The following is a 15,247-nucleotide window of genomic DNA, read 5'->3' as shown; positions in this document are numbered from 1 at the left end:
TCGCGGAGGCGAAATGACCACCGTAGAACGGCTCCGCAATCCCGCTCGCGAACACCGGTTCGTGACCAGCGACGGCTGCGCGCTGCACGTCGAAACCGCCGGCCCGGCCGACGCCGCCGTGACACTGGTCCTGGTGCACGGCTGGACGCAGGACCACCGCACGTGGGACGGCGTGGTCGAGCACCTCGGCCCCGGCGTCCGGACGCTGCGCTACGACCTGCGCGGCCACGGCGGCTCCGCGCCCGCGAGCGAAGGCAAAGCGACGATTCCGCAGCTGGCCGACGATCTGGCCGAGCTGATCGCGGCCCGCGTGCCGACCGGGCCGCTGGTCGTCGCCGGGCATTCGATGGGCGGGATGACCGTGATGGCACTGGCCGAACGGCATCCGGACCTGGTCCGCGAGCGGGTCGCCGGAGTGGCGTTCGTGGCGACGTCGTCCGGCCAGATGGACCGGATCACGTTGGGGCTGCCGGGAATGGCCGGGCAAATGTCCGCGCGGTTCGAGCGCAGGCTGGCGAAAGCGCTGGCGCACCGCAAGGGCGAGCGACTGCCGCTGAGCCCGCCGCTGGTGCGGTCCGGGGCGCGGTTCCTCGTTTTCGGGGATCACCCGCGGCGAGCGGACGTGCGCACCGTCGCGGACCAGCTGCTGTGCGCGCATCCGGCGAGCCTCGGCGCGTTCCAGGATGCGATTTCGACGCATGACCGACGGGTCGCGCTGGCGACGCTGCGCGGTACGCCAGCCGTGGTGCTGGCCGGCGAGAAAGACCGACTTTGCCCGTTGCCGCACGCGAAAGTGATCGCGGACGAGCTGCCGGACGCGGAGTTCGTGCGGTTCCCCGGTGCCGGGCACATGCTGCCGCAGGAACGGGCGAGCGAGGTCGCGGTGCGGATCGGCGCGTTGCTGCGGGCGCCGCGCTGACCGCTCGTGAGTGGCTGGGCCGGTGAGAAGCCGGCCTGGCCACTCCTCGCGCGCAGGGCGTCAGTTGTCCTTGAGCGGGAACCCGCCGCCGATGCCGCGCCAGGCGAGGTTCGCGGTCAGCGCCACCGCGTCCTCGCGGCTCATCGACTGGTTGTGCTGCAGCCAGTACCGGGCGCTGACCTGGCTCATCCCGACCAGGCCGACGGCCAGCAGGCGGGCCTTCTCCTCGTCCAGGCCGGCGTCCGAGGTGATCGTCTCGGTGATCGCTTCGACGCTCGCCGAGGTCGCGCGGTCCACCGCTTCCTGCACCGCGGGCTCGCCGCGCAGGTCGGATTCGAAGACCATCCGGAACGCGCCCGCGTCGTTGTTCACGAAGTCGAAGAACGCGCCGACCGTCGCGGGCACCCGCTGGCGGTTGTCCGACGTGGAGTTCAGCGCGCCCTGCACCCGGCCGACCAGATCGTCGACGTGGCTTTCCAGCAGCGCGATGTAGAGGTCCAGCTTGCCAGGGAAGTGCTGGTAGAGCACCGGCTTGCTGACGCCGGCCTCTTCGGCGATCTCGTCCATCGCCGCGGCGTGGTAGCCGTGGTCCGCGAAGACGCGCTGGGCAGCGGTGAGCAGCTGGGCCCGGCGTTCGGTCCTCGGCAACCGGACGCCTCGTTGCAGTCGCGCCATCTCCGTCATTCTTCCTCCGTCCGCCGCTTCGCCGGGCGGGTTCACCACCGCGTGAAGTGGCCCTGACATTACTCGTGGGTACGCCCGAAATGCCAAGGGTCAGGCATCCTGGACTGGTGACGACCACGACCTCCCGCACCCCGGTCGCGGCGGCGGTCCGCCCGCCCGTGACCCAGGTGCCATTGTCGACTACGCCGCTGCCGACGCTCGACGGGGCGGTGCCGCCGTGGCCCGGGACGGTCGAGAACGGCCTGCACGTCCGGCACACGCCCGGCCCGGACGGCACTCCCGCGGTATACGTGCACGGGCTCGGCGGATCGGCCACGAACTGGACCGACCTGGCCGCGCTGCTCGCGCCGACCGCCGCCGGCCACGCCGTTGACCTGCCCGGATTCGGTTTCTCCGAGCCGGAGTCGGGGTTCGGTTTCGGGCTGGACCACCACTCGGCGGTCGTCGCGCGGCATCTCGAACGGCTCGGCGAGCCGGTGCACTTGCTCGGCAACTCGATGGGCGGCGCGATCTCTCTGCTCGTCGCGGCGCAGCGGCCGGAGCTGGTGAGAACTCTCACGCTGATTTCCCCGGCGATGCCGGATCGCCGCCCGGACCCGCGCCGGCTGTCGGATCCGCTGATGGCGCTGGCGTACCTCCCGGTGGTCGGTGCACGGGTGCGGCGGCGGATGGCCGGACTGACCGCGCGCGAACGCGCCGCGCAGGTCATCAAGCTGTGTTTTCACGATCCGTCGCGATTCCCGGACGCCCGGCTCGACGAGCTGGTCGAGGAGCACGCCGCGCGGGCCGGGTTCCCGTGGGCGCTGGCCGCGATGGAGCGCAGCACGTTCGGCATCTTCCGGCGCTGGACCGCGCTCGGTTCCGCGTCGCTGTGGTCGGTCGCCAAGCAGGTCGAGGCACCCACGCTGGTGGTCTGGGGCCTCCACGACCGGGTGATCTCGGTCCGGCGGGCGCCCCGTACCGCGCAGGCCGTTCCGCGGGCCCGGATGCTCGTGCTCCCGCGCACCGGGCACGTGGCCCAGATGGAGCGTCCGCAGGTGGTGGCACGTGCGGTGCTCGGTCTGTGGGAGAGCGCGGACAACGGCTCCTGGTAGTCCGAACGGGGGATGGCGGATCGTCGAGGCGCCCGCCAGTCGCTGCTGGGAACCTGGCCGTGGTGTGGCACCCTGGGTCGGTGGATCGGCTGAAGCAGGACGCGGGAGCGAGGGACCGGCGGTCGTCGACCGCGGGGTCGGCGCGGCGTTCGGGTTCTTCTTCGTCGTCGCGAACCGCCAGCTCAGACCCCGATTCTCCGCGGGTCGGCCAGTACCGTCCGGAGAAGCAGCCCGCCCAGCGGGTCGGCGAGGACCGGTACCGGCCAGGCTCCCGGCGCACCCGAGCGGAACCGCTCAGCGCGGCCTGGCAGCCCAAGGACGGCGCCGAGCGCCGCCCGGCGAAGAAGAAGCCGCGGTCACCGTTCGCCCGGTTCGTGAAGACCTACGGCTGGCGTGTGTACGCGCTGCCGATCCTGGCCGTGATCACCATCCTGGTCGCGGTGAACACCGCCACCAGCCCGGCCGAACCGGGCACCGCGACCGCGGGCGAGACCGCGTCCGGCGACTCCGCCGCGGGCGCGATCGACGGGGGCGGCGGCATCCCGGAGAACCCGGCACAGCCGGTGAACCTCAACGTGCCGACCGCGGAACTGCCGACCGGCGGCGACTTCAGCCAGACCGGCAAGGGCACCTGGCACGTCGTCCCCGGGTCCAGCCCGGTCGTCGGCAAGGCCGGGAAGCTCTACACCTACACGGTCGAGGTCGAGGACGGCATCGACCCGTCCAGCTACGCCGGCGACGACAGCTTCGGCGCCGCGGTGCAGGGCATCCTGTCCGACCCGCGCAGCTGGACGTGGAACGGCGAGATCCGGTTGCAGCGGGTCGACGCGAGCTACCCGAACCCGAGTTTCCGGGTGAGTCTCACCACTCCGGACACCACGCACCGGCCGGACGCGTGCGGGTTCCAGATCAAATTCGAAGCCTCCTGCTACCGGCGCAGCATGGGCCGGGTGCTCATCAACCTGTCCCGCTGGGTGCGCGGCGCGAAGGTCTACGGCCCGGACATGACCGGGTACCGGCAGTACGCCATCAACCACGAAGTCGGGCACGCGCTCGGCAACAATCACGTGGGCTGCCCCGGAAACGACCAGCCCGCGCCGGTGATGATGCAGCAGTCGTTCGGCGTCGCCGACGACTACGTCGCGATGCTCAACAACATCCCCGGCGGCGACAAGGGCAAGGTCGCCGCGGATCACCGCGTGTGCAAGCCCAACGCGTGGCCGAACCCGACGCCGCCCGCCCAGTAACGACGTCCCATCATCTGGGAGCGGGGAAGTCTCCCTTGCGAACGAGCGTTGAAGGCACTGGGATCGACAATGCGACCCGCGCGAGTATGGAGGACCCGATGTCAGACACGGCACTGCCGCCGCTCGTCGAGCCGGCAGCCGAGCTCACCAAGGAAGAGGTGGCCCGGTACAGCCGTCACCTGATCATCCCGGACGTCGGGGTGGTCGGGCAGAAGCGGCTGAAGAACGCGAAGGTCCTGGTCATCGGTGCCGGCGGGCTCGGAAGCCCGGCGTTGCTGTACCTGGCCGCGGCCGGCGTGGGCACGCTCGGCATCATCGACTTCGACGTCGTCGACGAATCGAACCTGCAGCGCCAGGTCATCCACGGCCAGTCCGACGTCGGCAAGCTCAAGGCCGCGTCGGCGCAGGAATCGATCGCGGAGATCAACCCGCTGGTCAAGGTGCACCTGCACACCGAGCGGCTGGAGTCGGCGAACGCGCTGGAGATCTTCGCCCAGTACGACCTGATCGTCGACGGCACGGACAACTTCGCCACCCGCTACCTGGTGAACGACGCCGCGGTGCTGCTCGGCAAGCCGTACGTGTGGGGTTCGATCTTCCGGTTCGAAGGCCAGGTCAGCGTGTTCTGGGAGGACGCGCCGAACGGCAAGGGCCTCAACTACCGCGACCTCTACCCGGAGCCGCCGCCGCCGGGCATGGTTCCGTCGTGCGCCGAAGGCGGCGTGCTGGGCGTGCTGTGCGCGTCGATCGGCTCGATCATGGTGACCGAGGCGATCAAGCTCATCACCGGCATCGGAGAGCCGCTGCTCGGGCGGTTGATCTCGTACGACGCGCTGGAGATGAAGTACCGCGAGGTGAAGATCCGCAAGGATCCGGAAACGCCGAAGATCACCGAACTGATCGACTACGACGCATTCTGCGGCGTTGTGTCGGACGAGGCGGCTTCGGCCGCGTCCGGGCACACGATCACGCCGGCGGAGCTCAAGGCGAAGTTCGACGGCGGCGAGGAGTTCGCGCTGATCGACGTCCGCGAGCCGCACGAGTACGAGATCGTCAGCATCAAGGGCGCGACGTTGATCCCGAAGGACCGGATCCTGTCCGGGGAGGCGTTGGCCGAGCTGCCGCAGGACCGTCCGATCGTGCTGCACTGCAAGTCGGGTGCTCGGTCGGCGGAAGCGCTGGCGGCGCTGCACGCGGCGGGATTCAAGGACGCGACCCATCTGGGCGGCGGGGTGCTGGCCTGGGCTCGGCAGATCGATCCCAGCTTGCCGACCTACTGAGACGGCATTCCGACCGGCTCACTGACATATCGGCAGTCCGTGAAGGGCCCCTTGAGGGAATCTAAGTCCCTCAAGGGGCCCTTCACGGCTTCGTGGCGGCCGGGTTTGGTGCGCTGTCGAAACCGGGTGTGACCAGCGAGTCTGGCCGGGATTGCGGGCTCGGCGGGGTAGCCTCTTCCTTTGTGCGCTCAACCCTCGAACGTCCGTCCGACCGTGTCTGCGCGGCCTTCGGCAGCGATGCCGGCGTCGTGACGCTGGCACCGGACTCCGAGTCCTGGCTCAGCGGCGACGTGGTGTTCAAGCCGGTTGGCGACCGGTCGCAGGCGTTGTGGACCGCGCGGGCGCTGGATTTCGCGGACGACCCGGGGTTGCGGATCGCGAAGCCGGTGCGGTCGCGGGACGGGCGGTGGATCGTCGGCGGGTGGTCGGCGTGGCGGCAGGTTTCCGGGACCGCCGAGCATCGGTGTGACGAAGCCGTGCTGGCCGCGGTGCGGTTGCATCGGGCCACCGCGGACCTGCCCCGGCCCGATTTCCTTTCCGGGCGCGACGACCGGGACGCCATCGCGGACCGGATCGCCTGGGAAGATCTGGATCGGGCGTTGCCCGAGGACAAGGGCGGGCGCTGGTTCGAGATTCTGGCTCCGTCGCGGCGGCCGGTGAAGCTGCCGCTTCAGGTGGCGCACGGCGAGTTGCTCGCCGGGCTGCTCTTCGACGGCGACGCGGCGCCGGGAGTGGTCGATTTCGTCCCGTATTACCGGCCTGGCGAGTGGGGTGCGGCCATCGCCGCGGTGGACTCGCTCGTGTGGGGCGGGGCGACCGCGGCGTTGCTGGAACGGTGGGCGCATCTGCCCGAGTGGCCGCAATTGCTGCTGCGTGCGGTGCTGTTCCGGCTGGCTTCGCACGCACTCGACCCGCACGCCACGAACGCGGGCTTGGACGGGTTGCGAGTGGCGGCGCGCGAGGTCAGCGCCATCCTCTGATTCACCGCGGACGCCGTCCTGGACGGCGGGCAATGTCAACTGCCGGAAACATTCGGGCATATTGCGGTAACACTGCGTCCTTACCGTCGGGTCATCGCCGACCCGAGGAGCGCCTGTGCCGCACGTCGACACACACTGCCCGTACTGCGCATTGCAGTGCGGGATGCGCCTGGCCGGCACGCGTGTCACGCCGCGCGAATTTCCGGTCAACGCGGGCGGACTGTGCCAGAAGGGCTGGACCGCCGGGACCTTGCTGGAGTCGGCCGACCGGCTGACCACGCCATTGCTCCGCCGCGACGGGGAATTACAGCCGGTTTCCTGGGACGAAGCGCTGGATTTCGTGGCGGAACGGCTGATTTCGCTGCGCCAGGAACACGGCGCGGACTCGGTCGCGGTGTTCGGCGGGGGCGGGCTCACCAACGAAAAGGCTTACCTGCTCGGTAAGTTCGCCCGGGTCGCGCTGGGCACCGCGCAGATCGACTACAACGGCCGGTTCTGCATGTCGTCCGCGGCGGCGGCCGGGCTGCGGGCGTTCGGGGCGGATCGCGGGCTGCCGTTTCCGGTCACCGACCTCGGCGGTGCGGACACGGTGCTGCTGGCCGGGGCGAACCCGGCGGAGACGATGCCGCCGTTCATGCAGCACCTGGCGGGTGCGGAGCTGATCGTGGTCGACCCGCGCCGGACGCCGACCGCGGAGCGGGCCGCACTGCACCTCGCGCCGGCCCCGGGGACCGATCTCGCATTGGCGCTGGGGATTCTGCACGCGGTGGTGGCCGAAGGGCACCTCGACAAGTCCTATGTGGACACCCGAACCGCCGGCTTCGACGCCATGTGGCGGATCGCGGCGACCTGGTGGCCGGAACGAGCCGAGCGGGTGACCGGGGTCGCGGCGGCTGATCAGCGGCGCGCGGCCGAGTTGCTGGCGCGGGCGGGCAACGCGTACGTGCTTACTGGGCGCGGGACGGAACAGCACGCATCCGGTACCGCGACGGTCGGCGGGTGGATCAATCTCGCCCTCGCGCTGGGGCTCCCTGGACGGCTCGGGTCGGGGTTCGGGTGCTTGACCGGACAGGGCAACGGGCAGGGCGGCCGCGAGCACGGGCAAAAGGCGGACCAGCTGCCGGGATATCGCCGGATCGACGACCCGGCCGCGCGGGCGCACGTCGCCTCGGTGTGGGGCGTGCCGGCGGAAAGCCTGCCCGGGCCGGGGCGGTCGGCGGTGGAGCTGCTCGAAGCAGCCGGCGACTCGGTGAAGGCGCTGCTGGTGTTCGGGAGCAATGTCGTGGTGTCGGCACCGCGGTCGGCCCGCGTGCAGGACCGGTTGCGCGGCCTTGATCTTCTGGTGGTGGCGGACTTCTTCCTCTCGGAGACCGCGGCACGGGCGGACGTGGTGTTCCCGGTGACGCAATGGGCCGAGGAGGACGGGACGCTGACCAACCTGGAAGGCCGGGTTCTGTTGCGGCGGAAAGCGGTCGAACCGCCGGCCGGGGTACGCAGCGACTTGGCGTTGCTGCAGGAGCTGGCGATCCGGGTCGGCCAGCCGGCGGAGCGATTCCCGGTTGTCGCCGAGGAAGTGTTCGACGAGCTGCGCACCGCGTCGGAGGGCGGCACCGCGGACTACTCCGGCGTCAGCTACGCGCGGTTGCGCGGCGGCGAGGCTCTGCACTGGCCGGTTCCGGCAGTCAAGCACTCCGGTACGCCACGGATGTTTCTCGACCGGTTCGCGCATCCAGACGGGCGGGCGCGGTTCGCGGAGGTCGAGCACAGCGGACCTGCGGAGCGGCCGTCAGACGACTTTCCGCTGCAAGCCACCACTGGGCGGGTCCTGCCGCACTATCAGTCCGGCGCACAGACCCGGCGGATCGCGGAGCTGACGGCGGTGGTGCCGGAGATGTTCGTGGAAGTGCACCCGGACACGGCGGCGCGCGCCGGACTCGCCGAGGGCGATCGCGCGGTGGTCCGATCCCGGCGCGGAGAAACGGTCGCCCTGGTGCGGTGCGTGCCGTCGATGCGGGTCGATCTGGTGTTCCTGCCGTTCCACTTTCCCGGTGCGGGGCGCGCGAATCTGGTGACCAACCCGGCGCTCGATCCGGTGAGCCGGATGCCGGAGTTCAAGGTGTCCGCGGTGTCGTTGGAGAGGGCGGACCGATGAGCGCGCGACAGGTGGTCATCGTCGGGTACGGCATGGCGGGTGCCCGGCTCGCGGAGGAGATCCGGCGGCGCGACCCGGGTGCGGACCGGGTCCGGTTGACGGTGCTGGGCGAGGAAGAACATCCCGCGTACAACCGGGTGCTGTTGTCCACTGTGGTCGCTGGCGGGATGAGCGCGGAGACGGTGCGGCTGCACGACGCGGAGTGGGCGTCGCGGACGTTGGTCGATCTGCGGCTGGGCACCCAGGTGACCCGGCTGGACCCGGCGCGGCGCGTGGTGGTGACCGACGGCGAAGAGTTTCCGTACGACACCTTGGTGCTGGCGACTGGGGCCGCGCCGTGGTTGCCGCCGGTGGAAGGGCTTGAGCTGGGGCCGGAAGTGGTGGCGTTCCGCACCTTGGACGACTGTGCGCGGATTCTGGCGGCCGCGCAGCCCGGAGCGCCGGTGGCCGTGCTCGGCGGCGGGTTGCTCGGGCTGGAGGCGGCACGCGGGCTGGCCGGGCGGGGCGCGAACGTGACCGTGGTGCATCCGCGGTCGCACGTGCTGGAACGGCAACTGGATTCCGGGGCCGGCCGGGTGCTGGCGCGCCGGCTGGCGGAGCTGGGCGTGTCGTTCCGGTTCGAGGTTTCGGCGGCGCGGCATCTGCCCGGCGACGGACTGAAACTCGACGACGGCAGTTTCGTGCCCGCGGACCTGGTCGTGGTCGCGGCTGGGGTGCGGCCGGAGACCGCGCTCGCGGAAGCGGCCGGCCTGGAGGTCGACCGTGGCGTACTGGTCGACGACCTGCTGCGGACCAGCGACGGCCGGATTCACGCGCTGGGCGACTGTGCGCGGCATCCGGGCGCACCGGCCGGGCTGGTGCAGCCCGCCTGGGAACAGGCGACGGTGCTCGCGGACCTGCTGACCGGCACCGACACCGCCGCGCGCTATCGCGGTACGCGCACGGTGACTCGGCTCAAAGCGCGCGACATCGATCTCGCCGCGCTCGGCGAAACCCACGTGACCAGTGCGGACGACGACGTCGAAGTGGTCACCTTCGACGATCCGTCCGGCGGCCGGTACGGGAAGCTCGTCGTCCGCGGGGAACGGGTGACGGGTGCGATCTTGCTCGGGCTGCCGGACGCTGCCGCGACGGTGACGCAACTGCACGACCGTGGGACACCGGCGCCGGAGGATCGGCTGGCGCTGCTGCTCGGCCGTGCGCTGCCAGCCGGCGCGCCGACCGCGGCGAGCCCGGCCGACCTGCCTTCGTCCACGGTGATCTGCCGCTGCAACGCGGTGACCAAGGGACGACTGATCGAAGCATGGCGAGGTGGCGCCACCGACGCTGCCGCTCTTGCCCGGACTACCCGCGCCACTACGGGATGCGGCAGCTGCCGCGACACGGTGGGCGCGGTCGCCGATTGGCTGGCCGCGCAATGAATCCCGGTACCGAGGAGGACGTCATGACCCGACGCTGGATCGAGCACTGGGATCCGGAGGACGAGCACTTCTGGGAACAGACCGGCAAGCGCGTCGCTCGCCGCAACCTGTGGTTCTCGGTGCTGTCAGAGCACATCGGTTTCTCGATCTGGACTCTGTGGTCGGTCGTCGTCCTGTTCATGGGCCCGAAGTACGGGTTCTCCGCGGCGGACAAGTTCTTGCTGGTGTCCACGCCGACGGCGGTCGGCGCGGTCATGCGGATTCCGTACACGTTCGCGGTCGCGCGCTTCGGCGGGCGCAACTGGACGATCTTCAGCGCGGCGATTCTGCTGGTGCCGACGGTGCTCACCGCGGTGGTGCTGCACCCCGGGACATCGCTGGGCACGTTCATCCTGATGGCGGCCCTCGGCGGCGTCGGCGGCGGCAACTTCGCGTCGTCCATGACCAACATCAACGCGTTCTATCCTGAGCGGCACAAGGGCTGGGCCCTCGGATTGAACGCCGGCGGCGGGAACCTGGGCGTCGCGGTCATCCAGCTCGTCGGGCTGCTCGTGATCGGCACCGCCGGTGCGGCCGCTCCGCGTCTGGTTCTCTACATCTACCTTCCCCTGATCGTGCTCGCCGCGTTGAGCGCGGCGTTGTTCATGGACAACCTTTCGACCGTCCGCGGCGACACCAAGGCGATGCGCGAGGTGGTCCGATTTGGACACACCTGGGTCATGTCGCTGTTGTACGTCGGCACTTTCGGGTCCTTCATCGGCTACAGCTTCGCGTTCGGACTGGTGCTGCAGAACCAGTTCGGCCGGACGCCGCTGCAGGCCGCGGCGGTGACTTTCCTCGGTCCGCTGCTGGGTTCGTTGTCGCGGCCGGTCGGCGGCTGGCTGTCGGACCGGATCGGCGGCGCGCGGATCACGTTCGCGACCTTCGGTGCGATGGCGGCGGCGACGGTGGTGCTGCTGCTGGCTTCGTCGGCGGATTCGCTGGCGTGGTTCACCGGGGCGTTCATCGCGCTGTTCGTGCTGACCGGCATCGGGAACGGCTCGACTTACAAGATGATCCCGGCGATTTTCCAGGCGAAGGCGCGGGCGGCGATCGAAGCCGGCGCGGACGAGGCGACCGAACTGCGGAACGCGCGGCGGCTGTCCGGTGCGTTGATCGGGCTGGCCGGGGCGATCGGCGCGTTGGGCGGGTTGTTCATCAACCTGGCGTTCCGGCAGTCGTTCGCCTCGGCGCACAGCGGGGTTCCGGCGTTCGTCGGGTTCTTGGTGTTCTACGCGGTCTGCGTGGGCGTGACGTGGTTCGGCTACCTGCGGAAGCCGGCGGTGCGGGCCCAGGTGGCGTTGGCAGGAGCGGAGGTCTGAGATGCCTACAGTAGTGGTCGCCGGGCACGGCATGGTCGCGCACCGGTTCGTGGAAGCTCTCCGCGCGGCGGACCCGGCCGGCGAGTGGCGGGTAGTGGTGCTGTCCGAGGAAAACCGGCCGGCGTACGACCGGGTCGCGCTGACCTCCTATGTGGACAGCTGGGATCCGGCCGCGTTGGCCCTGCCGGGCGCGGACTATGCCGGGGATGACGCGGTCGAGCTGCGGCTGGGCGAAGCGGCTGTTTCGATCGACCGGGACAGCCAAACGGTCACCACCGCCAGCGGTCACGTGCAGCCCTACGACGCGTTGGTGCTGGCGACGGGCTCGCGTCCGTTCGTGCCGCCGGTGCCGGGGCGAGACCTGCCTGGCGTTTTCGTCTACCGCACGATCGACGATCTGGACGCCATTCGCGCCGCTGCCGAGAAGCAGGGGCGCGGCCGTCGGGCGGCGATGGTGATCGGCGGCGGCCTGCTCGGGCTGGAGGCGGCGAAGGCGCTGCGGGACATGGGTCTGTCGCCGCACGTGGTGGAGATGGCACCGCGGCTGATGCCGTTGCAGGTCGACGACGGCGGCGGCGGATTGCTGCGGCGGCTGATCGCCGAGCTCGACGTGACTGTCCACACCGGAACGTCCACCGAGGCGATCGAAGCCGACGGCACGCGGTTGCTGGCCCGGCTGGGCAACGGCACCGAGCTGGACGTCGACCTCGTGGTGTTCTCCGCCGGGGTCCGGCCGCGCGACGATCTCGCCCAGGAGTCCGGTTTGGACCTTGGCGAACGCGGCGGTGTGCTGGTCGACGCGACCTGCCGGACGAGCGACCCGGCGGTGTACGCGATCGGCGAGTGCGCCGCGGTGGAAGGCCGGGTGTACGGCATCGTCGCGCCGGGGTATGCGATGGCCGAGGTGGTGGCCGCCCAGCTGACCGGCGGTGCCGCGAGCTTCCCCGAGCCGGACACCGCGACGAAGCTGAAACTGATGGGCGTGGACGTCGCCAGTTTCGGCGACGCGCACGCGGCGACCGAAGGTGCGCTGGAAGTCGCGGTGAACGATGCCGTGGCGGGAACGTACAAGAAGCTCGTGGTGACCGACGACGGACGGACATTGCTCGGCGGTGTGCTCGTCGGCGACGCGACGGAGTACAACACGTTGCGGGCGCTGGTCGGCCGGCAGCTGCCCGCCGAGCCGGGAGCATTGCTCGCTCCGGCCGGCGGGGGAGCCGCGGTCGGGGTGGACGCGCTGCCGGACGAGGCGCAGGTCTGCTCGTGCAACGGGGTCTCCAAGGGTGCGTTGACGCACGCGATCAAAGCGGACGGTTGCGACTCGGTCGCGAAGCTGAAGGCGTGCACCCGGGCCGGGACTTCCTGCGGTTCGTGCGTGCCGATGCTGGCGAAGCTGCTCAACTCGTGCGGGGTCGAGCAGTCGAAGGCGTTGTGCGAACACTTCCCGCAGTCCCGCGCGGAGCTGTTCGAGATCATTCAAGCGACGCGAATCACGACGTTCAGCGAACTGGTGCGCCGATACGGCACGGGAACGGGATGTGCGGTCTGCAAACCGGCGGTGGCCTCGATCCTGGCTACGCTGGGCAACGGGCACATTCTCGGCGGCGAGCAGGCCACCTTGCAGGACACCAACGACCGGTTCCTGGCGAACATGCAGCGCAACGGCAGCTACTCGGTGGTGCCGCGGATCCCCGGCGGCGAAATCACGCCCGAGAAGCTGATGGTGATCGCGCAGGTGGCGCAGGACTTCGGGCTGTACACGAAGATCACCGGCGGGCAGCGGATCGACCTGTTCGGGGCCACTGTCGACCAGCTGCCGGAGATCTGGCGCCGGCTGGTGGACGCGGGCTTCGAATCCGGCCACGCGTACGGGAAGTCGCTGCGGACGGTGAAGTCGTGCGTCGGTTCGACGTGGTGCCGGTACGGGGTGCAGGACAGCGTCGGCTTGGCGATCGAGCTGGAGCTGCGGTACCGCGGACTGCGCTCGCCGCACAAGCTCAAGGCTGGGGTCTCCGGGTGTGCGCGGGAGTGCGCGGAGGCGCGCGGCAAGGACTTCGGCGTGATCGCCACCGAGCACGGGTGGAACCTCTATGTGGGCGGCAACGGCGGCGCGACGCCGCGGCACGCCGAGCTGTTGGTGTCCGATGTGGACACTGAGACGCTGATCCGCACGATCGACCGGTTCCTGATGTTCTACGTCCGCACCGCGGATCGGCTGCAGCGCACCGCACCGTGGATCGAGGAGCTGGACGGCGGGCTCGACCACCTGCGCGCGGTCATCGTGGACGACAGCCTCGGCATCGGCGAGGACCTGGACGCGGCGATGGCGAAACACGTCGACGACTACGCCGACGAATGGCGCGGGGTGCTGGAAGATCCGGAGAAACTGCAGCGGTTCAGTTCGTTCGTGAACGCGCCGGGCACGCCGGATCCGTCGATCTCGTTCCGGGCGGAACGGGAGCAGAAGATCCCGGTGTTGCTGGGAGTTCCGGAGGTGCGGCGATGACCACGACGGCGATGTGGACGGCGGTGTGCCCGGCGGTGCGAGTTCCGGAATTCTCCGGGGTCGCGGCGCTGGTCGACGGCCAGCAAGTAGCGGTGTTCCGGGTAGCGGACAGCTGGTACGCACTGTCCAATTGGGACCCGTGCAGCGGTGCGGCGGTCCTTTCGCGAGGAATCGTCGGGGACGCGGCGGGCGAGCCGGTGGTCGCTTCGCCGGTCTACAAGGAACGGTTCTCGCTGCTGACCGGCCAGTGTCTGGACGCGGAAGAGCGTTCGGTGCCGGTCTATCCGGTCCGGGTGCGAGACGGCGTGGTCGAGGTGGGCTCGCCGTGACCGACGTCCGGCCGCTGGCCGGGTTCACGGTGGGAATCACGGCAGCGCGCCGGGCCGAAGAGCTGGGCGCGCTGTTCGTGCGTCAAGGGGCGGCGGTCCGGTACGGGCCGGCGATCCGGATCGTCCCGCTGGCCGACGACACCGAACTGCGCGAAGCGACGACCCGGTTGCTGGAATCGCCGATCGATCTCGTGGTGGCGACGACCGGGATCGGCTTCCGCGGCTGGATCGAAGCCGCGGAAGGCTGGGGCATCGGGGAGAAGGTGCTCGAACAGCTGTCTGGCGCGGAGTTGCTGGCTCGCGGGCCGAAGGCGGCGGGTGCGGTGCGGGCGGCGGGGCTGGCGGAGAGCTATTCGCCCGCGTCGGAGAGCAGCGCCGAGCTGGCGCAGTACCTGGTCGAGTCCGGGGTGGCCGGGCGGCGGATCGCGGTGCAGCTCCACGGCGAGCCGTTGCCCTACTTCACCGCGCAGCTTCGGCAAGCGGGCGCGGAAGTGATCGAAATCCCGGTGTATCGCTGGGTGGCGCCGACGGATCCGGGTCCGCTCGATCGGCTCCTCGACGCGGTGCTGGAAGGGACTGTCGACGCGCTTCCGTTCACCAGCGCACCGGCGGCGGCGTCGACGGTTGCCGTCGCGCGGCGGACTGGCCGGCTGGCCGCGCTCGTAGAGGCGTTGAGCGGACGAGCGGTGGCGGCGTGCGTGGGGCCGGTCGCCGCGGCGCCGCTTGCCGCGCTGGGCATCCCGACCGTCCAACCGCGACGGTCGCGGATCGGTGCATTGGCCCGGTCGGTCGCCGATGCGCTGACTGAGCAGTCGCCGACGCTGTACGCCGCCGGTCATGCGTTGCAGGTCCGGGGAACGGGCGCGCTGGTGGACGGTGATTGGCGGGAGGTCGCGCCCGCGCCGATGGCCCTCCTGCGCGCTCTCGCTCGGCAGCCCGGTCGCGTCGTCTCGCGACGGGAGTTGTCGGCGGAACTGCCCGGCGGCGGCGAAGCACACGCGGTGGAGACGGCGATCGGCCGGTTGCGGACCGCGCTCGGCGGCAGCGGGATGGTGCAGACGGTGGTCAAGCGCGGCTACCGGCTGGCCGTGAATCCCGGCGACGCCCCCGCGATGATCGGCTAGCGAGTGAGCGGGCTCTCACTTGGTGCGGTTGCCAGCGTGTGCGGCTCGTCCGTGAAGGGCCCCTTCAGGGAATCCAAGTCCCTCAATGGGCCCTTCACGGACATCCGAAGGCTGCAACCGTTGCGGCGAAGCTGTTCGGCCGTGGCTGTG

At 70.5% G+C, this 15,247-nt stretch carries 12 protein-coding genes; 11 read left to right on the top strand and 1 reads right to left on the bottom strand.

The window, feature by feature from the left end:
* The first annotated feature begins 13 nt into the window (after positions 1–13).
* Complete coding sequence (locus AMYBE_RS0126510) at positions 14–919, top strand: alpha/beta fold hydrolase (RefSeq protein ID WP_020662425.1); 906 nt, start codon at positions 14–16, stop codon at positions 917–919.
* Between the two features lie 60 nt (positions 920–979).
* Here AMYBE_RS0126510 and AMYBE_RS0126505 read toward each other — a convergent pair whose 3' ends face one another.
* The gene (locus AMYBE_RS0126505) at positions 980–1,603 is read right to left on the bottom strand and encodes a TetR/AcrR family transcriptional regulator (RefSeq protein WP_027928033.1); all 624 of its coding nucleotides are present in this window, start codon (positions 1,601–1,603) and stop codon (positions 980–982) included.
* Between the two features lie 107 nt (positions 1,604–1,710).
* Here AMYBE_RS0126505 and AMYBE_RS0126500 point away from each other — a divergent pair, with 107 nt between their 5' ends.
* From AMYBE_RS0126500 to AMYBE_RS0126455, 10 genes are all read left to right on the top strand, one after another.
* On the top strand, positions 1,711–2,697 hold the full coding sequence (locus tag AMYBE_RS0126500; RefSeq protein WP_020662423.1) for an alpha/beta fold hydrolase: 987 nt from the start codon (positions 1,711–1,713) through the stop codon (positions 2,695–2,697).
* 80 nt (positions 2,698–2,777) lie between these two features.
* Complete coding sequence (locus tag AMYBE_RS0126495) at positions 2,778–3,944, top strand: DUF3152 domain-containing protein (protein WP_020662422.1); 1,167 nt, start codon at positions 2,778–2,780, stop codon at positions 3,942–3,944.
* A gap of 98 nt (positions 3,945–4,042) precedes the next feature.
* Positions 4,043–5,224, top strand: coding sequence for an adenylyltransferase/sulfurtransferase MoeZ (moeZ, locus tag AMYBE_RS0126490; RefSeq protein WP_027928032.1), 1,182 nt, complete (start codon positions 4,043–4,045; stop codon positions 5,222–5,224).
* Positions 5,225–5,406: 182 nt separating this feature from the next.
* Positions 5,407–6,204 carry a TIGR02569 family protein gene (locus tag AMYBE_RS0126485; RefSeq protein ID WP_020662420.1) on the top strand — a complete coding sequence of 266 codons (798 nt, stop codon included), beginning with the start codon at positions 5,407–5,409 and terminating at the stop codon, positions 6,202–6,204.
* Positions 6,205–6,319: 115 nt separating this feature from the next.
* A complete protein-coding gene (locus tag AMYBE_RS0126480; protein ID WP_020662419.1) occupies positions 6,320–8,356 on the top strand; it encodes a molybdopterin oxidoreductase family protein in 2,037 nt (678 codons plus the stop codon).
* Positions 8,353–9,777 carry an FAD-dependent oxidoreductase gene (locus tag AMYBE_RS0126475; RefSeq protein WP_027928031.1) on the top strand — a complete coding sequence of 475 codons (1,425 nt, stop codon included), beginning with the start codon at positions 8,353–8,355 and terminating at the stop codon, positions 9,775–9,777. Before AMYBE_RS0126480 ends, AMYBE_RS0126475 begins: the two co-directional genes overlap by 4 nt.
* Before the next feature lie 23 nt (positions 9,778–9,800).
* Positions 9,801–11,138 (top strand): nitrate/nitrite transporter, encoded by a 1,338-nt coding sequence (locus tag AMYBE_RS0126470; RefSeq protein ID WP_020662417.1) that lies wholly within the window; start codon positions 9,801–9,803, stop codon positions 11,136–11,138.
* 1 nt (position 11,139) lies between these two features.
* Positions 11,140–13,644: a nitrite reductase large subunit NirB gene (gene nirB, locus AMYBE_RS0126465; RefSeq protein ID WP_027928030.1), complete on the top strand. Its 2,505-nt coding sequence runs from the start codon at positions 11,140–11,142 to the stop codon at positions 13,642–13,644.
* Entirely contained in the window at positions 13,641–13,973 is a 333-nt protein-coding gene (gene nirD / locus AMYBE_RS0126460) for a nitrite reductase small subunit NirD (RefSeq protein WP_020662415.1), read from the top strand. Before nirB ends, nirD begins: the two co-directional genes overlap by 4 nt.
* Positions 13,970–15,097 (top strand): uroporphyrinogen-III synthase, encoded by a 1,128-nt coding sequence (locus tag AMYBE_RS0126455; RefSeq protein ID WP_020662414.1) that lies wholly within the window; start codon positions 13,970–13,972, stop codon positions 15,095–15,097. Before nirD ends, AMYBE_RS0126455 begins: the two co-directional genes overlap by 4 nt.
* The last annotated feature ends 150 nt before the right edge of the window (positions 15,098–15,247 follow it).

It is taken from the genome of Amycolatopsis benzoatilytica AK 16/65 (assembly GCF_000383915.1).
GTDB lineage: Bacteria > Actinomycetota > Actinomycetes > Mycobacteriales > Pseudonocardiaceae > Amycolatopsis > Amycolatopsis benzoatilytica.
This window is presented reverse-complemented; position numbering and strand designations above follow the sequence as displayed.